The sequence below is a fragment of the Paenarthrobacter sp. YIM B13468 genome, assembly GCF_042788025.1.
In the GTDB taxonomy this organism is placed as follows: Bacteria; Actinomycetota; Actinomycetes; order Actinomycetales; family Micrococcaceae; genus Arthrobacter; species Arthrobacter aromaticivorans.
The window spans coordinates 36,079-54,237 of sequence record NZ_JBHZPI010000002.1; the positions used below are offsets into that span (position 1 = coordinate 36,079).

The 18,159-nt window shown below is 62.8% G+C and carries 15 protein-coding genes and 1 pseudogene; 7 read left to right on the plus strand and 9 right to left on the minus strand.

Translation table 11 applies throughout. The annotated features are described in order from the left end of the window. Positions 1–15: 15 nt before the first annotated feature. Positions 16–618 (plus strand): hypothetical protein, encoded by a 603-nt coding sequence (locus ACFX4T_RS02180; RefSeq protein WP_377650649.1) that lies wholly within the window; start codon positions 16–18, stop codon positions 616–618. A gap of 282 nt (positions 619–900) precedes the next feature. After that, entirely contained in the window at positions 901–1,290 is a 390-nt protein-coding gene (locus tag ACFX4T_RS02185; RefSeq protein ID WP_377650650.1) for an HIRAN domain-containing protein, read from the plus strand. A gap of 530 nt (positions 1,291–1,820) precedes the next feature. Here ACFX4T_RS02185 and ACFX4T_RS02190 read toward each other — a convergent pair. From ACFX4T_RS02190 to ACFX4T_RS02220, 7 genes are all read right to left on the minus strand, one after another. Then, the gene (locus tag ACFX4T_RS02190; protein WP_377650651.1) at positions 1,821–2,174 is read right to left on the minus strand and encodes a terminase; all 354 of its coding nucleotides are present in this window, start codon (positions 2,172–2,174) and stop codon (positions 1,821–1,823) included. Beyond that, entirely contained in the window at positions 2,167–2,601 is a 435-nt protein-coding gene (locus tag ACFX4T_RS02195; protein ID WP_377650652.1) for a hypothetical protein, read from the minus strand. Before ACFX4T_RS02195 ends, ACFX4T_RS02190 begins: the two co-directional genes overlap by 8 nt. A gap of 208 nt (positions 2,602–2,809) precedes the next feature. Beyond that, on the minus strand, positions 2,810–3,295 hold the full coding sequence (locus ACFX4T_RS02200; protein ID WP_377650653.1) for a hypothetical protein: 486 nt from the start codon (positions 3,293–3,295) through the stop codon (positions 2,810–2,812). 104 nt (positions 3,296–3,399) lie between these two features. Further along, positions 3,400–3,639, minus strand: a complete 240-nt coding sequence (locus ACFX4T_RS02205) for a hypothetical protein (protein ID WP_377650654.1) — start codon at positions 3,637–3,639, stop codon at positions 3,400–3,402. Positions 3,640–3,772: 133 nt separating this feature from the next. Further along, a complete protein-coding gene (locus tag ACFX4T_RS02210) occupies positions 3,773–4,531 on the minus strand; it encodes a hypothetical protein (RefSeq protein WP_377650655.1) in 759 nt (252 codons plus the stop codon). An 873-nt stretch (positions 4,532–5,404) separates the two neighbouring features. Beyond that, positions 5,405–5,584, minus strand: coding sequence for a hypothetical protein (locus ACFX4T_RS02215; RefSeq protein ID WP_377650656.1), 180 nt, complete (start codon positions 5,582–5,584; stop codon positions 5,405–5,407). 12 nt (positions 5,585–5,596) lie between these two features. After that, positions 5,597–7,096, minus strand: a complete 1,500-nt coding sequence (locus ACFX4T_RS02220; protein ID WP_377650657.1) for a recombinase family protein — start codon at positions 7,094–7,096, stop codon at positions 5,597–5,599. Between the two features lie 18 nt (positions 7,097–7,114). On the opposite strand from ACFX4T_RS02220, the pseudogene ACFX4T_RS02225 reads away from it, so the two are divergent. Then, positions 7,115–7,921: pseudogene (locus tag ACFX4T_RS02225) on the plus strand (LLM class flavin-dependent oxidoreductase); the annotation flags it as partial. 8 nt (positions 7,922–7,929) lie between these two features. Here the strand turns inward: ACFX4T_RS02225 and ACFX4T_RS02230 are convergent. Further along, positions 7,930–10,737, minus strand: coding sequence for an aminotransferase class I/II-fold pyridoxal phosphate-dependent enzyme (locus ACFX4T_RS02230; protein ID WP_377650658.1), 2,808 nt, complete (start codon positions 10,735–10,737; stop codon positions 7,930–7,932). 17 nt (positions 10,738–10,754) lie between these two features. Then, positions 10,755–12,206, minus strand: coding sequence for an amino acid permease (locus ACFX4T_RS02235; protein WP_377650814.1), 1,452 nt, complete (start codon positions 12,204–12,206; stop codon positions 10,755–10,757). Between the two features lie 388 nt (positions 12,207–12,594). On the opposite strand from ACFX4T_RS02235, the gene ACFX4T_RS02240 reads away from it, so the two are divergent. The 4 genes from ACFX4T_RS02240 to ACFX4T_RS02255 all read left to right on the plus strand — a co-directional run bounded on the left by ACFX4T_RS02240 (position 12,595) and on the right by ACFX4T_RS02255 (position 18,119). After that, entirely contained in the window at positions 12,595–14,211 is a 1,617-nt protein-coding gene (locus ACFX4T_RS02240) for a PucR family transcriptional regulator (RefSeq protein WP_377650659.1), read from the plus strand. A gap of 4 nt (positions 14,212–14,215) precedes the next feature. Beyond that, complete coding sequence (locus ACFX4T_RS02245; RefSeq protein ID WP_216927365.1) at positions 14,216–15,127, plus strand: glutaminase; 912 nt, start codon at positions 14,216–14,218, stop codon at positions 15,125–15,127. Between the two features lie 144 nt (positions 15,128–15,271). Further along, positions 15,272–16,549 carry a uroporphyrinogen-III C-methyltransferase gene (cobA, locus tag ACFX4T_RS02250; RefSeq protein ID WP_377650660.1) on the plus strand — a complete coding sequence of 426 codons (1,278 nt, stop codon included), beginning with the start codon at positions 15,272–15,274 and terminating at the stop codon, positions 16,547–16,549. Between the two features lie 103 nt (positions 16,550–16,652). Next, a complete protein-coding gene (locus ACFX4T_RS02255; protein ID WP_223946641.1) occupies positions 16,653–18,119 on the plus strand; it encodes an FAD-dependent oxidoreductase in 1,467 nt (488 codons plus the stop codon). Positions 18,120–18,159: the final 40 nt, after the last annotated feature.

Genomic DNA, 18,159 nt, shown 5'->3' on the forward strand with positions numbered 1-18,159 from the left:
AAGAAGGAGCAAAACTTGGATTGGGATTGGGGGTCGGTTCCTGATTGGTTGGCAGCGATAGGAACCATTAGTGCCGTCATGCTGGCGCTTCACTTGGGTCGTAGAGACGGGAAGCGTTTGGCGGAGGAGCGTCTCGAAGCGAAAGCTGACCGTGAAGCCGCAGCGAATGAGCGTGCGGAGTATGCCAAGCAGCGTGAGGAAGCACTTACTGTGGCACGGCGGAGACTCGCCGCGCAAGTGACAATCGTTGTCGAGCCGTCCGATAAAGCCAAGGCTGACGTTAACCTCCCGCAACCTCCTCCTTTGGTGTGGAGGGTACACAACGGGGGAGACGAACCGATTTCCAGGGTCATCGTGGCCCGCAGAGAGATCAACCCAGAGGACGGATCTCTAACGGGCAGAGTTGATCTCGTTCATACGTGGCAAGCGATTGAAGCGGGCGGGGAACGGCAGGTCGAGCGGCCCTATGATGGACACCTCTACCATCCCGAGCGTGAAGTGCAATTCAGCGACGGCAGCGGAGTCCGTTGGCAGCGCACATCGTCTGGCTCGTTGCGGCAGATGATTAGGGATGACCCAGAAGCTATCCGGGTCATGATGGTCAGCCCGTTGACGTAAGAGCTATAGGCTTCGCTCATGGGATTTATTAGACGATTTTGGGGGCGCTCGTCAGTCCACGGTACAGACCTTGCGCGCGTGGAACGCGGAGCCGCCGAGGTAAGCCGGGAGCCCGCAGATGTCGATTTAACAGCGCTGTCAGAGTCGCCCATGGTCCGTACGTCAGAGCCGACACAAGTAGCTGTGCCGCTTCCGAGTGGCAATCACGCAGAGCTCTCCGAGAGAGAATCGAAAGAACGGTCTGCGCCGAGGGTGAAGAAGGTTTTATTGCCGAAGGATGCTTTGTCGATCCTGGATCTGACGGGGATCAAGTCAACGCGGACTCGGATCGTTGGCTTGTCGTACTGGGTTCCTGATGCTGGGCGGGCGAAGCATGGCGGCACGGAGTATCTCTTGCTGCGAGAGCCCAAGAACGAATGGGACGCGGACGCCGTCGCCGTCTATGGCAAAGGTCGCAAGGTTGGACACCTTTCGGCGGCAAAGGCGGCAGCTCTTGCGCCCATCTTTGACGCGCTCGACTATGACGCCTTCAGAGTCGGCGGGGCCTCGGTTTCCCCCAATTCGTCCAACCTTTGGGTCGATCTTCCGGCCCTTCCGGCACTTCGGTCCTTCGTGAAGAGCATGGAGCGTCCGCAGAGCGCGGCATGTCCTGAAGTGCCTGCTGAGAAATGAGAAAAGGCCCCTCTCGCAGACTAGGAAGTAGGTTCCTAGGTTGTGGAGGGGCCTTTTGTTACAGCGGCTTCTAGCCGCTCTGTCGGCGAGATTCCCAACGCGAGCGGCGGGTGTTGAGCTTTGTGCAGCGGCGGCAAATTGAGTTTCGTCGCCCACCGGCCCGTCGCCGGAACTGGGACACCAGGCGCGGACCACAGTGAGCGCATTCTTTGGTTTCAGGGGCTATAGGCATTGTGTTGGTCCTTTCATGGTGCTTTGGACGCGGTGGAAGTTTTTAGGGCATGGGCTTCGGCAGTGCGCCGGACAAGGCTTGCCGCTGCTGCAATATGCTGGGCTAGGGGTGATTCTTGGCGAGTCGCTCGTGCGGCTTCCCAGCTCGCCCCGTGAAGCGGGAGAGCACGGACCGCGTCCGCTGCTGCCCGAACGGTTCCTGCTGCGGCGACCTCGGTGGGGCTGAGTTTCAGCGGGGCCAGGGACGCTAGCGACGCTGAGCTGAGTGGTGGAGCGGGTGCTTGCTTGCGTCTAGCCATTTACTTGCTCCAGCGGGCGCGGGCGGCCTTACGGGCGGCGCGGGAAACAGAGGGGCGGACGCCGTTTTCTCCTGGCGCTTCCTCCTCGTCTAGGCGGAGATCGAGGAGGCCCAGGAGGCGGACCAAGATCGCACGTTGCTGGCGGGCTTCACTGAGGAGCGGCGAGGGCTTGCCTGTCGGCAGTACCGGGCCGGTCTTGCGGATCTCGTCCTCGATGATTCGCAAGGTATCGATCGTTTCGGCGGCCTGGAGCAAGGCGGCGAGTTCAGGAAGGCTTAGCTCGAACTCCTCCACGGCGGCGACGTAAAGGCTACGGCCAGCGGCGCCGAGATGGGCGGGAATTTCGTTAATCATGTGTACTCCTATAGGGCTTGGATGCACGGTGGAGGGCGGAGAGGAGCAGCGGGGCGGGGGCTGCCGCCAGTCGGCGGGCCCGCTCGGCGTCATGGATTTTGGCAGTAGCGCGGGCAGCGAAGGCGTGAGCTGTCAGAGGATCTCGAACCTCGAAAGCGCCGTCGGGAGTGTTCACGACGATCGGCTTAGTTGGGTCTTTGATCTTGCGATAGTCGGCAGGCATGTAGATGCTCACGCGCCCCTCGGCGGCGATGTACTTGCCATTGTGCTTGCTGTAGTGGCCGCGCGACTGGTGGAGTGTCATTGCGGTGCCATACCGCTTGCGGGCGCTCTTGAACCACTCGGGGAGCTCGTCGGATTTCTTCTTCTTGGCCCTGTTTGGGCCGTAGGCGTTACTGTTGCCCGTGCGGGCCTGGGAATTAGTCACGGAATGGTCCTTTCGGAGGTCGCCGGGGACACGGCAGAGTGTTTTTTTCAAAAAACGCGGGACGCACGCTTGGCGTTTCGAGCTATGCCTTATCGGGAGAAGAAGAGGGGCCGGAGGAGGAGTCACCCCCCAGGGGCCGAGGCGCCGACGCCGGACAGCGAAGGCGCCTCGTTCAGGTCCCCGTGTTTACATGAGGTCGCGAGTGAGGTCAGTCCCTCGACGACTGGCTCCGGCGTAACTGCGCGAGTTTCTCCTCGATAGTCTTGTCGCCTCGGTCTGCTGGGCGTGGCTTCAGGTCCGCACGCCGGTTGCGGCACATGATCAAGACCGGCTTGGCATTCCTCGCCGGGTGGAATTTGCCGCACCCGTCGGCGCATGGCACTAGGTAACGGCTCGCCTGGATTGGGGAGGGTTCTGCGGTCTTGGCTTTGGCTTCTGCGGCCTTGGGTTCGGCGGGGCGGCTACTGCGCTCGGCGTGTTGCCCTGCGATCTGCTCGGTCAGCCGCGCGCGGATGTTCTGTAAGCGAATGTCCTCGGGGAGCGCCCGCCAATTCTTATGGGAGAAGGGCTTGCGGAATGCGTTCGGGGCGATCCGATGATCAACGCCAGCGAATCGGGCGAGCCCGCTCATACGCTTCTCGACGTCGCGGAGGACTGCGGCGGGGACAGGGGCGGCGGTGTTGGTGGTTTCCAAGGTAGGACAGGCAGGCTTTCTGTGAGGGACGGGGCGCCGAAGGGCGCCGGGGTTGTGTTCCCGGTGCCTTTCGGTGGTTGTCTGGGGTCTGGCGCCGCCAGCGTTTATCGGGCGAGTGCTGCCTTGGCGATCGCGTCCGGGTCGAAGCCGTTGCCGTGAGGGTTGAGGTCGCTGGCACGCTGGGTCTTGATCACTTCGTATAGGGCTTCGGGTGTCATGTCATCGGCCTGTGCTTGGCGCCGGATGCGTTCCTTGGTCATTTCGTCGAGGTCGTTGAAGTTCTCGGGGAGCTTGGTTCTGCGCTTGGCGGCCTTGACGATTTCTGTGATGTTGTAGCGTTCCATGATCACTTTCCATTGGGGTTTTCTGTGGGGGTGAGAGATGCAGTGCTGAGAAGCGCATCAAGAGTCGATATCGGATGAACAAGTTCGACACCGTGCGGAGTTCGAGACTCGCCGATGATGCGAGTGTGTTGTGTTAGTTCGAAGAGTTGTGGTCGATAATTTCCTGGCGGCGTCCGCGCTCACGCGCGGCGGCTATAGTGCGCTGTTCATTGGCTCGGATGCTCTCACGTGCCATCGCTTCGATCTGTTCGGCGGTTGGGACTTCGCCGCCCTCTGCCACGGTCTTCACGGCTTCCGTGGGGAAGTCAGAGACCAGTTTGGACAGGTAGTACCGGACCTGACTGATACGGCCGTCGTTGTGGGCGTGACGCTGAGTGTGCCGGTGGAACTCGTGAGCTGAGGGGTGGCCCGCGCTGGCGTAGAGACTGTCCCGCTTAGTAAGAGCTGCCTCTAGCGCTGCGTGGGCGGCAAGTGTGGCCTCGTGGGCTTCGAGTGCGGCTTTCGCTGCGCGGCGGCGGGTTTCATCAGGCTTCGGAATATTCCAGACGATATCGAGGTAATCCGTGCCGAGCTTCCTGGCCGCCAAGGCGTTTCGCCTCAATTCGAGGTCGATTTGCGCCCGTCGTCGAGTGAGCTCATCGTCAAGGTTCTGGTCGTACTCATGAGCCGGGTGCTTGGCTCGGCGAAGTTTGGTGAGCTCTTGGCTGAGCTTCTTGCGTTCGGCACGGAGCGGGATAGCTGCGGAGTTCTGAGCTTCGAAAGCCGCGAAAGCTTCATCGGCGCCAGGGATAAGCGCTCTCTGGTCTGCGTTGGGCTGTTTGCCGTGCCCAATGACTGCCACGCCTTCGTAGACGTTGATGAAGCCAGACAATTCGGATTGGGAAATGGTCAAGGGTGTTCCTTTCGTAGGGTTACCGACGCGGGGACTACGCCGGGGTGAGGTTGGTGACGGTTGGGAGTAGCTCGGGCTAGCCTCTAGGCGGGTTGGAGGCGAGCCGGCTTTTCCGGGGCGGGGGCTTACCCGCCGAGTAGGCGGCGGGCGTCGCGGGAAAGCTGGGCGATCAGCACCGGGTCGGCGCCGCTAGCGAGTGCGGCGCTCTGCTGGGTGAGGATCTCGCGCGCTCGGGCGACGCGGCTGGCTCGGTCCGCGCGGGAACGCCGCTGGCGGCATCGCTCGGAGCATGTTTCGCGGCGGCCTGTGAGGGGCTGTTTCTTGCAGACTGGGCAGAGCATGGAGTCGCTCCTCTCGGCGGGTCGGTCGTAAATGGCAATGTCACGGTTTTGTGGCAGAAAAAGGCCGGTCGATTTCGGCGAACCGGCTAGGAGCATGGCGACGGGCGAGCGCTCACCCGGTGGAAACATGCCGGGGAGGCTCGACGCCTGTCTGAGTGGCTGCTCTGTATCCCCGACGAGCCACGAGGGGGAGTCGTGTCCCTATCCATAGAGAGAGCCAGGGAGGCTGTTTCTGCTCACCGGAGAGGGAACTTTTCTGAAAAGTTTCGCCAGGGAGGGTCGGTGGCCGGTGGCGGGCGTCGCCGGGAAGGGCCAATGACGGAACCATGACGAAATGACGGAAGAAACGTCATTTCCTATTAGGGCTTTAACAGAGAGAGTCTTTAAGGGGAGATAGAGAATGACGAAAGAACCGTCATTTCGTCATAGTTCCGCCATGACGCCTGTCAGTTGACCCTCTTCGGCGCCGTCACCGGCCACCTCGGCGCACGAAAAAGGCCCCTGCCGGTAACGGCAAGGGCCTTCAGAGCGTTTACACGCGGTCGATACCTTCATCGCCTGACGCGAGACGCTCCTCCTCGGCGCGAACGGTCCTCTCGGCGTCGGTCAGAAGCCAGCGCCGAAAGTCGGCGACATCGGGCTTGTAGGTGAGTTCCATTGGTTCGGCGCTGCCGTAAATGCGGTCGCGTGCGTGGTTCGGCTGTTCAGTCATGGGAGCTCCTTGCTACGAAAGCCAGTTGAAAGAGACTCGATCCGGGTCGATCGGCGCTCGCCGGTTCGTCGTCGGCGCCACCATGACGGAGTCCAGGCCCACAGCGAGAATCTTCCGCTTCGCGGCGTCTTCCACGGCGGAGTCCCACGCTTCGCCCAGAGTCCGGCCGGTCCTTACGTTCGTCGCGGTCTTGGTCGCCGGTAAGGCCCGGAGCTCGTCCCGTCGGGCCTTCAGCGTGCCGATACGGGCCGCCAGGGCGGCAACGTCTGAGCCGTCGTCTAGCATGGCGGCCGTAGCCTCTCGGAGAGCGCCCTCGATCTCTTTCAAGGATGCCTCGGTCGATGTTGAGTCGGAGCTCTCGATCGTTTCAAACTCCGGCCAGCGTCCGGCGAAAGCGAGGAAGCGCTGGCTGACGAGGTCCTCCAGGGCAACGGCGTGGATCTTCGGGCTCGGGCAGGGCTCGTTATTCCAGGAGGCCCGACAGGCGTAGATCGGTTTACCGCTGGAGCTCGTAACGTACATTTTCGAGCCGCAGACGGCGCAAAAGGCAATGCCGGATAGAAGTCGGGCCGCTCGTCGGTTCACTGGGCGGGCGTCGGGGGAGCCTTGGAGCGGGTAGCCGATGCGGGCGCGAAGGGCTTCCAGGGTCGCCAGATCCAGGAGGGGTGGCCAGATGGAGGCCGGGAGGCCGTCGGCGTCTCGGATCAGGTCGCCAGCGTGAGTGACGCGGCCGAGGAGGAGATCTGACGTGAAGAGGGAGCGGATCGTCGAGGTTCGCCAGATGCCACGGTCGAGGCCGTCGGCAGGTTCACCGGCGCGGAGAGCGCGACGAGCGGGGCTCTTTGACGTCGGGATCTCGCGAGCCTGGAGGTCGGCGGCGATCCTGCTGAGTGTCTCGGCGCCGTCCAGGATTCGGCCGGTGACCTCGCGGACGAGTGCGGCCTCCTCCTCGTCGTGGATCAGGACGCGGCCGACGCCGTCAGGCGCCGGGACGGAACGATAGCCGAACGGGATCGCGGCGCCCCCGGCATATTTGTTCGTGACCGTCTTCCGGTAGGCGATCGAGTTCTTTAGGCGAGCGGCGGCGTTGTCGGCCTCGGAACGGGCCACTTCGGACAGAACACCAGCGATCAGCCGGAAGGCCGATTGATCGGAGGTCAGACCGTCTTGGAGAGCGACGAAAAGCGCCGGGTTGTTGGCAGCCTTGCGGGCGTCCAGGGCTCGGGAGAGCTCGCCGAGGCCGTCCCAGCCTTGGCGCGTGAAGCGGTCGAGCTTCCACACGGCCAGGACGTCGGCCTCGTCGTCGGCGATCAGCCGGACGGCTTCAGTCGCATTAGCTCGGGCCTTGCGGCCGGAAATGCCCTCGTCGACCAGGATGCCGGAGACGGTCCAGCCTTGGCGCTCGGCGTGGGCGCGGAGGTCGCGATCCTGCCGGTCGATGGAGGTCGAGTCGTCGACAACGGCCGAAAGACGTAGGTACAGCACGGCTCTTGGTTGGCTAACAGTCTTCATGGGAATAGCTTACTAAGACGCTACGAGAACCCGCTTTACATGGCGGAGGAAGCTGCCGCAACGGATCTGATCAGCGACGGCCGGCTTCAGCTCGGCGTGAGCCGCGGTTCACCCGAGCCTGCCCTGAATGGTGCCGCCAACTTCGGCTACGTCCCGGATGAAGGCGAGGACACCGGGGACATGGCGCGGCGTCACACGGCGCTCTTCCGCAAGGCCATTGCCGGGCACGGTGTGGCCCAGGCCGATCCCCACTATGCGGGCGGAGCCACCGGACTTCTGCCCATCCAACCGCTCTCCCCAGGCCTTCCACAGAGGATCTGGTGGGGTGCCGGCACCCGCAAGACTGCAGTTTGGGCCGCTGAGCAGGGCATGAACCTGATGAGTTCAACCCTCCTGACCGAAGACACGGGTGTCCCGTTCGACCAACTGCAGGCCGAGCAGATCCAGATGTTCCGCGAAGCCTGGGCAGCCGCGGGTCACGATTTCGAGCCGCGCGTTTCAGTCAGCCGCAGCATCCTGCCGATCGTCGATGAGGTGGACAACCGCTACTTCGGCCTGCGCGCCCAAGCGGACCGGCAGGACCAGGTAGGAATTCTCGACGGCGCGTTGTCCCGTTTCGGGAAGAGCTACATCGGAGAGCCGGACGCCTTGGCGGAAGAACTCGCAGCCGATGCAGCCGTCCAAGCTGCCGATACCGTCCTGCTGACGGTGCCCAACCAACTGGGGGTGGAGTACAACGCGAAGCTCCTGGGGAACGTCGCGAAGTACATCGCACCTGCTTTTGGTTGGGTCCGCCAAACACCTGAGTCCCGACAAAACGCCTGAGTTACGCCCTACGAAGCGGCGGGCAACCGCCCGATGCCCGCCGCTTCAACGGCAGTCTCCGTAACACCAGCTTCCGAGGAACCGGACCCCGAAACCGCAGACCCATCCACGAAGACCCGGTAGCCACGTTCGTGATCGAAGCCATGGATCTCGCGGGTGTCCAAAGCAGCCATGAACTCCAAAGTTTGCCGCGTGATGACCTGGCCTGGGACAAGGATGGGGAAGCCGGGCGGGTACGGCGTGACGAAGCCAGCGGAAATGACTTCCTGCCCGGCCCGAACCGCAAGGGCCAATTCTTCGGCGGACAAGTAGGCCGTGGATTCGGGCTTGTAGCTTTCGAAGTAGGCCGCGCGGATGTCGCCGTCTTCGCAGGCGTCGTCCACACGGAACCGCGCCGCGAACGTGCTGAAGTCCGGGAGCGGTGGTGTCTGCGCAATCACCGCTGATCCTCCGGCCTGCGGCGATGCAGGCGAAAGCACGGGCACTGTCCGGGGTCGCGACGAGGGGTGGGGGTTTTCGAATCCCTCGGCGAGTTTGACCAGGACCTCGATCAAGTACGCCACGGAACTTCGCGAGGTACCGATGTTGGTCATGAACAACACAGTGTTCCGGGACGTCTTGTTCACTTGGATTCCGTGATCGTCCATGAGGTAGCTGTGGCGGAACGTGTCGCCGTCGATTCCTGTCCTGCTGATGTCCAGCGTGAGGCGGCTGGGATCAATAACGAACTCATCGCGCTGCCAGGCGTCCTCAAGTTCCGCCAACCCCTCCCGCAGCGGCATGGCGGCGCGGGTTTCGCGGTATTGGGGCTCAATAAGGTCCCGTGAGGTCAACACCCGGAAGTATTTCTTCAGCAGGGGATGCCGTGCGACTGCTTGTGCCACCGAGACGGCGAGGTCGGACTGCTTCTGGACCAAACCAAAACCCTCCAACTCCACCTGTCGCCGGCCAATGTCCAGGGAAGCCAGGATTTGGTAGTTGGGTGAGGTGGAGGTGTGGGTCATGTACGCCTCGCGGAAGGACTCCTGGTTGGACGCCATGAAGTCTTGGTCGTACACATGGATCATCGAACCTTGGCGCAAGGACGTCAGGGTCTTATGTGTTGACTGGGTAGCGTAAACCCTGATGCGCGCCTTGGCAGGGTTGGGAATCAGCCGCCTGTTCAGCCATGCCTCGTCATCAAGGGGTTCACCGGTTACGGGGTCATGCAGGGCCGCTGCTTGCTCGGCGTACCGGGCCGCGTAGGCAGGGCTGCTGAAGGAGGCTTCCAGTGCGGCTGCTGAAGCCATTGCCGTTCGACGCCGGTAGATGGGGTGGGAGCGGGCGAAAGCAAACCATGCCTCATCCCAGAGGAAAACGAGGTCCGGTTTGATGGCCAGGCATTCCTCCATGACACGCTCGACGTCGTAAACGATTCCATCAAAAGTGCAGTTGGTCAGCGTCACCATTTTGACTTCGTGCAGCCGTCCGGCCCGCCGGTACTCAAGCAGCCTGCGCTTCAAACTCGCCAAGGGCACAGCGCCATAGAAGGCGTATTTGTCCAGGGGGTAGGCATCCAGATATGAAACGCGGGCACCGGCGAGCACGAAGGCGTAGTGGTGGGACTTGTGGCAGTTCCGGTCAACCAGCACGACGTCACCAGGTGCCAAGAGTGACTGATGAACGATCTTGTTGGCCGTGGACGTGCCATTGGTAACGAAGTATGTTCTCTGCGCTCCGAAGGCCCGGGCAGCGAGGTCCTGCGCCTGCTTGATGGATCCATGCGGGTCCAGCAGGGAATCGAGGCCGCCGGAAGTTGCCGACGTTTCTGCCAACAGTAGGTTGGTCCCGTAAAAATCGGCCATGTCCCGGATCCAAGGGGAGTTCCCTACGGATCCACCACGCGAAATGGGCAGCGCGTGGAAGACGCTTGCAGGCCGGCGGCTGTAATCCTGCAGGGCGGTGAAGAACGGAGCTTCGTATCGTTCTGCAACCCCGGACAAAACGGACAAGTGCAGGTCCAGGTGATCCTGCCTGCGGAAAATCCTGCGGAACTTCCTGGTCAGTGATCCGGCCAGGGACTCGATGGAGACGCCCGCCACCAGATAGACATCCAACTCGGGCCTGAGACCGGATATCTCCTCGGCCAGACCCAGGATCCGTTTGACGGGCCGCAAGGCCTGGAGGCCTTCGGGAGTGTGCCCAGCCAGGAACCGGCGGAGGTCGCTGCCCAGCAGCTGGGAGCTGCGAACGGAAAAGCCCGGGCGAAGGATCACGGCCTGGATATCTGGATTAAGCAGGACGGCGACCAGCGCGTCTTCGTAGCTGGGAACCACATTGATTTCGTAGGTGAAAGCATCCGATGGGCGCCGCTGGGCTGCCATGTTGTTCTTCAGCGCCTCCGCTTCCTGGGGCGTGATGTTGTCCACCACCAGAACCTCGAAGCGCGGACGTTCAGCCTGCTCGGCTTGTGCAGCCTCGTCCTCCAGCGACTCCTGGACGAGCCCGGAAACTGAACCTTGCTCCGCTCCGGAAGCCAATGGAAGGTGCGCCAAACCGGCCAGAAGCTCGAGCGCGGCGTGGGGGTCGCCGTCGTCGACTAATTGGCGCAACTGTGCCACAGCGGCAACGCCCGGTTCTGCCCAGTAGGGCTCCACGGCGTCCAAGAGGGCAAAAGTCCGGCTGATCTGGGAGTGCAAACCCGAGTCGGACGATCCGGACTGACGGTCCAAGGCCAGCTGCTTGATGGCATATCCCAGGAACTCCCAAGCATCGGCGCGCGACCTCCAGGCGCGGCTGGGCGTGCCAATTTTTGGAAGGGGGGAGAGGGTGCTCATGTGACGTGTTTTCTCTTTCAAACTGAGGGCGGGTTCAAAGCGGACTGCTCATTACGGATTCGGCCACGGTGGGCATACCAGCCGGCCACCAGCAGCGGCGCCAGTACCAGCAGGGAAGCGAGCACCCATCGGCCCGTCTCCGAGAAGCCCATGGTGACCAGGACAAAGGCCAGGAATCCGAGGGTGAGATAGGAAGTAAAAGGGGCGCCGAAGAGTCGGAATGCGGGCCTGGCTACTTTGCCGCTGCGCACCCAAGCCTGCAACTTGATGTGGCAGAGCATGATGGTGGCCCAACCGCCGATGATGCCCAGCGCGGAGACCTCGAGCACGATTTCAAAGACCTGCGACGGAACGATGGCATTCAGGCCCACGCCCATCAAGGTGACGACGGCAGTCAGAAGGATGCCGCCGTAAGGGACACCGGAAGCGCTGATGCGGGCGGTAAAGCGGGGAGCTGAGCCCTTGATTGCCATGGAACGCAGGATCCGGCCGGTGGAGTACAAGCCAGCGTTGAGGCTGGAGAGGGCGGCGGTCAGAACCACGAAGTTCATCACGGAGGCCGAGATCGCGCCGGCCTGGGGATCGCCAAGGTGCGAGAAAAAGGTCACGAACGGCGATTCACCGGACTTGTAGGACGTGAAGGGCAGCAGAAGCGAAAGCAACAGGACGGAGCCGACGTAGAAAATGCCGATACGGAGGACCACCGTGTTGACGGCTTTGGGCATGACCTTGTGCGGGTTGGCGGTTTCGCCGGCGGCGGTGCCCACCAGCTCAACAGCAGCGTACGCGAAGACGACGCCGCTGATCGCCAGGAGCGGTGCCACCGCTCCCGTGGGGAAAAGGCCGCCGTTTTCGGCAATGACGTTCAGGCCGGGAACGCCCACATCCGTCCGGCCACCAAGGACAATGAAGCAGATTCCGACGACGAGGAAGGCCACCAGCGCGCCCACCTTGATGAGGGCGAACCAGAACTCCATCTCACCGAAGATCTTCACGGACAACAGGTTCAATGCCAGCACCACCACAAGTGCGATCAGGGCAATGAGCCACTGGGGGACGTCGTTAATGGGTTGCCAGAACTGGCCCCAAAACTTCACGTACAGGGCCACAGCGGTCACATCCACGATTGAGGTCATTGCCCAGTTCAGGAAGTACAACCAACCAGCCGTGTAGGCCATCTTCTCGCCGTAAAACTCACGGGCATAGGAAACGAACGAGCCTGAGGCGGGGCGGTAGAGAACAAGCTCACCCAATGCGCGCAGGATGAGGAAAGCAAAGAATCCGCACACCGCATAGACCAGGACCAAGGCCGGGCCTGAACCATTGAGGCGGCCGCCGGCTCCCATGAACAGCCCCGTACCGATCGCGCCGCCAATGGCGATCATCTGGATCTGGCGGGGCTTGAGGGTCTTCCGGTAGCCCGATTCTTCCGTTGAGAAATCCTGGCCTGGCTCCTGGGAAACAAGCAGGGGGCCGGCCTCATCGGACCGGTCGGGCGCAGCAGAATGCGCTGAAACTGACGTGGGTATCACTTGGGGGTCTCCTTTGACTCCGGCGCCGCCGTCGGCAGCTCAACAGTCCCAAATGGCACAGACGTGCTGCGTGCGCTGGCGCGACGCACAGCGTTTGCGGCGTTGGGGACAGTCAATAACTCTAGATCTCAGGCGAATCCCGCAAATTGGCTGGCGAACCAAATTCAGGGCCCGGCTCTTGTGCCAGCTGGACAACACTGGTGTCCTGAAGGCCCGGTAATGTTTCTGGCTGTGCGCGATTGCGCAGGAGCATGGGCAGGACTTCTTCAATGGCGAAGGACGTCCGGTTGACCCGAATTGAATACGAGAGGAAGCGATAGCTTCGTTGAAGGCCCTGGACATTGACGACGACGGCGTCGTCACCTTGCTGAGCGACGTACTTGAAGACCTGGGCGTGGACAACGCACGGTTGTTGCTTGCTCCGGACACGGACAACATGACGGTTCGTGAAACCGTCATTGTGGATGCAGAAGATGAGGATGCCACCCGTCCTGGGTCCTTGGTGATGCTCATCGGCGCCCGTGGACGTGTGGCGCTGCCGGCAATCCGCCGGATCATCAGCGGCCGGCCCACCGCTGTGGCAGTCAAGGGCAACGAACGTGAACTCGAAGCCGTGGCGGAACTGCTGCAATCCACCGGTATCGGATTGGTGGCAGTGGCCCCCGGCCTTCGCTGGGACAAGTTCGAAAGCGTCGCCGTGGACCGTATCCGGGAACGCGGTGTATCCGGGGGGAACCCCACCACGGTGCACAGGGACTTGTTCGCCATCGCCCAAACAACCGCAACCCTGACCAACGGCCACGTGGTCATCGAAGATCCAGGAAACAGGGTCCTCGCCTACTCCCCGGCATCCAACGATGTTGATGAGCTCCGTCGCCTGTCCATCCTTGCGCGGCGCGGACCGGAGCGGTACCAGAAACTCCTTAAGGAATCGGGCGTCTACAAGCATCTTCAGGCAACCGAGGAACCCGTCCATGTGGAGGCCAACCCTGATGCTGGCCTTCGGGAACGCGTGGCCATTGGCATCCACGCGGGAAGCCGGGTGATGGGCTACATCTGGCTGCAGGAAGGTGCCGAGCCGTTGGCGCCGAACACTGACAGGCTGATGATCGGTGCTGCCCGGCATGCCGCCATTGAATTGGTGCGCCACAGGAACCAGCAATCCCAATCGATGCGCGAAGACCGCGTGTCCAGTCTCCTCAGCGGTACGGCACAAGTTCACTCGCAGGCCCAGTCGGCGGGCATCGACCCCTCCAAACCCGCTGCTTTGGTGCTGATTTCGGCGGGCGGGCTGGACCAGAGCGCCCCGGGGCAACAGCTCCGCAGGGGTGAGCTCTCCAATCTCGCATCCATCCACGCGGCGGCCTACCGTCCGGGAGCAGTGGTGGGAGCCCTGGGCACGGAAACAGCGATCATCCTGCCGGACCTGGACCCCGTGAAGTCCCTGCCCGCCATGAACCGGCTGGTCAACACGATTGTGCGGGACGCCACCACGCACCTGCACTTCCAGGTCCAAGCAGCCGTGGGCCCGATTGTTCCGCGGCTGGACGCCCTGTATGCCACGCTCGACCACGTCCGCAGCGTCCTCAAAGTGCTGCAGAGCACTCCGTCGATCCGTGTTGCGTCCTACCGGGATGTGGAAACCACGGTCCTCACCAACGAGTTGCTGGATCTGCTGGAAACACGGAAAGGGCTACGGCACCAAGGCATAGCGAAGCTCTGCGACCGATACCCGGAGTTCGCTTTGACGCTGCTCACGTACCTCGAATTCTTTGGCGATGTGAACCGCTGCGCGGAGGAACTGGCCATCCACCGCAACACCGTCCACTACCGGCTCCGACGCGCCTGCGAAGAGGCTGGCCTGGACCTGCAGTCCGCGGACGAACGATTGCTTGCCCACCTCCAGATAAGACTGTGGACCTACGCAGAGGCCAGGAGCTAGAACCTTGGACATCCAGAATCTCCTCGACGACATCGTCGGGGCAGTACAGCCGCACGTCGGGCAAGGCAACGTTGCCGACTACATTCCGCAGCTGGGAGCAGTAGACCCCCACCAGTTCGGCATCTCCATCGCAACCCGGGACGGTGACGTCTACTCCTCAGGGGACGCGCACGTGCCCTTCTCCATCCAAAGCATTTCCAAGGTGTTCGCGCTCGCCTTGGTGTTGGCCTTCGACGGCGATGGCATCTGGAAGCGTGTCTTCCGTGAACCTTCGGGCAACCCATTCAACTCGTTGATCCAGTTGGAGAGCGAGGACGGGATTCCCCGGAACCCCTTCATCAACGCCGGCGCGATCGTCGTCAGCGACCGGCTCCTCAGCGTCACGGGAAGCGCAGCCCTGGCTGTCCGCGACCTGATGCGCCGCGAAACCGGCAACTCCACTGTGGCCGCGGACCATTATGTGGCGGCGTCAGAACTCCGCAACAGCCACCGCAATGCCTCTCTTGCCCACTTCCTGGCCAGCTGCGGCAACCTGGAGAACCCCGTGGAAGCCGTCCTCGAGTCCTATGTGGAGCAGTGCGCCCTGGCCATGACGTGTGAAGACCTGGCGCTCGCAACCCGGTTCCTGGCCGCGAACGGCGTAGGAGCGGACGGCACGCGGTTGCTGTCCCCAGCCCAGACCAAGCGGATCAATGCCGTCATGCTCACTTGCGGGACTTACGACGCCGCCGGTGAATTCGCATATCGCGTGGGCTTGCCTGGAAAGAGCGGTGTTGGGGGCGGGATCGTCGCAGTGGTTCCCAACAAATGCGCCATCAGTGTCTGGAGCCCGGGCCTTGGGCGGTCCGGCAATTCGGTGGCAGGTGTGGCTGCCTTGGACGAATTCACGACGCGCACGGGCTGGTCTGTTTTCTAGAGGCATGGGTTTTTAACGGCACGCGTTTCCTGACGTTTGCCCAAGGAAACAAGGGATGAAGCGTATGTGACGCTGGATTACCCAGCGTTACCGGGTGTTTCCGAGCCTTTGAAGCATGTTACGGCGCCGCCCTACAGTTTTTTCATGGCAATACAGGACATTTACCCCACGGCGCTGCGGCTGCTTGGCCGCCCGGTGCTGGTTGTGGGCGGCGGGCCCGTCGCGGAGCGCCGTGCCAAGGGACTGCTCGACGCCGGTGCGAAAGTTACCGTGGTCGCTCCCGTTGCCTCCGAAAACCTCCGCGGACTCGCCGATGCCGGACTCCTCACCTGGGAGCCGCGCGAGTACCGCACGTCAGACCTCGACGGCGTCTGGTTCGTTCAGACCGCCACGGGCACTGCCGCTGTGGACACCCAGGTAGCAGCCGACGCCGAAGCGCAGCGCATCTGGTGCGTCAACGCCTCGGACCACGAATCCTCAGCTGCCTGGACGCCCGCAGTGGCCGTGGTGGATGACGTCAAGATCGCCATCAATGCAGGGGGAGACCCACGCCGCGCCATGGCGCTCCGCGATGCTGTTGCCACTGCCCTGGAAGCGGGGGACCTGCCGCTCCGTCGTCACCGCAAGCCGGACGCTGCCGGCAAAGCGCCTGCCGGTTCTGTTGCGCTCGTTGGCGGCGGCCCTGGCGACTCGGGGCTCATTACAGTCCGGGGTCGACGCTTGCTGGGCCAGGCCGACGTCGTGGTTGCTGACCGTCTTGGCCCTCGTGAGCTGCTCAAGGAACTGGCTCCGGACGTCCGCGTGATCGAGGTCGGCAAGACGCCGGGCCACCATCCCGTACCGCAGCTTGAGATCAACCGCATCCTCGTTGACGAAGCCCTCAAGGGCAACCGCGTGGTCCGCCTCAAAGGCGGCGACCCCTATGTCCTGGGCCGCGGTGGCGAGGAAGCAGAGTTCTGCCGGCAGAACGGCGTCGAAGTTGAAGTGGTGTCCGGTGTGACGTCGGCCATTTCGGTTCCTGCCGCTGCAGGTATTCCCGTTACGCATCGCGGACTGGCCAAGGGTTTCAGCGTCGTGACCGGTCACGAAGAGCTTTCCGAAGTGCCGGCCCGGCCGGATCACACTGTGGTGTTGCTCATGGGAGTGGCGCAATTGCGCGATTCCGCGGCTGCCCTTGCTGGCTCGGGTCTGCCTTTGGACACTCCAGTGGGTATCGTTGAGAACGGGTATTTGCCGGACCAGCGCGTCACTATCGGCACGTTGGGAACCATCGCGGACCAGGCTGAGGCCGTCGGCGTGGCCAATCCCGCGGTCATAGTGATCGGCGATGTTGTCCGTGTCAGCCCCTTCGCCCCACAGCATTTCAAGACCGCTGATTACAGCACGATTTCCCCCAACCGTCCCCGCGTCCGCACCAACTAAGCCCCCTTACCCAACTAGGTCGCACTTAAGCGCGTTTTGAGCCCTCAAAACGCGCACAGCTGCTACTTAGTTGGGAGGACTGAGAAGAAGAAGGAACACAGCCGTGTCAATTAGCACCCCCGTAGGTTCTGCGGACCGTCCGCTTCGCGTCGCCGTCATCGGCTCCGGCCCTGCCGGCGTGTACGCAGCAGACATCCTGACCAAGAGCGAAGCCGTCAAGAGCGGCGAACTCAACGTCAGCATCGACCTCTTTGACCGCTACCCGGCACCGTACGGCCTCATCCGTTACGGCGTCGCCCCGGACCACCCGCGCATCAAGGGCATCGTCAACGCCCTGCACAAGGTCCTGGACCGCGGCGACATCCGCTTCTTCGGCAACGTTGACTACGGCACGGACATCTCCATCGAGGATCTCCGCAAGCACTACGACGCCGTCATCTTCGCAACCGGCGCTATCAAGGATGCGGACCTGAACATCCCGGGCATCGAGCTTGAGGGTTCCTTCGGCGGCGCCGACTTCGTCTCCTGGTACGACGGACACCCTGACGTTTCCCGCGAATGGCCGTTGGACGCAAAGGAAATCGCCGTCCTCGGCAACGGCAACGTGGCCCTTGACGTCGCCCGCGTCCTCTCCAAGCACGCTGACGACCTCCTGGTTACCGAAATCCCGGACAACGTCTACGCTGGCCTGAAGAATTCCCCGGTCACGGATGTTCACGTCTTCGGCCGCCGTGGCCCGGCGCAGGTGAAGTTCACCCCGCTCGAACTCCGCGAACTCTCGCACTCCAAGGACGTAGACATCATCCTCTACGCCGAGGACTTCGAATTCGACGAAGAGTCCGACCGCCAGGTCCAGACCAACAACCAGACCAAGACCATGGTTGGCACGCTCACCAACTGGATCGCCGAGCAGCCCGAGGACCTCTCCGAGCTCAAGGCCTCCCGTCGCCTGCACCTGCACTTCCTGCACAGCCCGGTTGAGATCGTTGACTCCCCGGAAACTCCGGGCAAGGTTGCCGGCATCAAGTTCGAGCGCACCGAGCTGGATGGCACGGGCAACGCCCGCGGCACCGGCGAGTTCGTCGACTACCCGGTCCAGGCCGTTTACCGCGCTATCGGCTACTTCGGTTCGGCCCTGCCGGATGTCGAGTTCGACCACAAGAAGGGCGTCGTGACGAACGACGGCGGCCGCGTCCTGGACGCCGACGGCCAGCACGTGCCGGGTCTCTACGCGACCGGGTGGATCAAGCGTGGTCCCGTGGGCCTGATCGGCCACACCAAGGGCGACGCCCTCGAGACCGTTACGTACCTCTTGGAGGACCGCGAAAACCTGCCGTTCGCCGAGGTTCCTGCGGCAGACGCCGTCGTGGATCTGCTCGACTCCCGCGGCGTGCAGTTCACCAGCTGGGAAGGCTGGCTGGCTCTGGACGCCCACGAGCTCGCGCTCGGTGCAGCAGCCACCGAGGCCGGCGGCTCCCACGGTGTTGAGGTTACGCGTGAGCGCATCAAGGTTGTGCCGCGCGAGGACATGGTCAACATCTCCCGCGACGGGGTCTCCGCCCAGGTCTAAACCAACGCGGGGTCACTTACAGCCCATTCCGGGTCTTCGG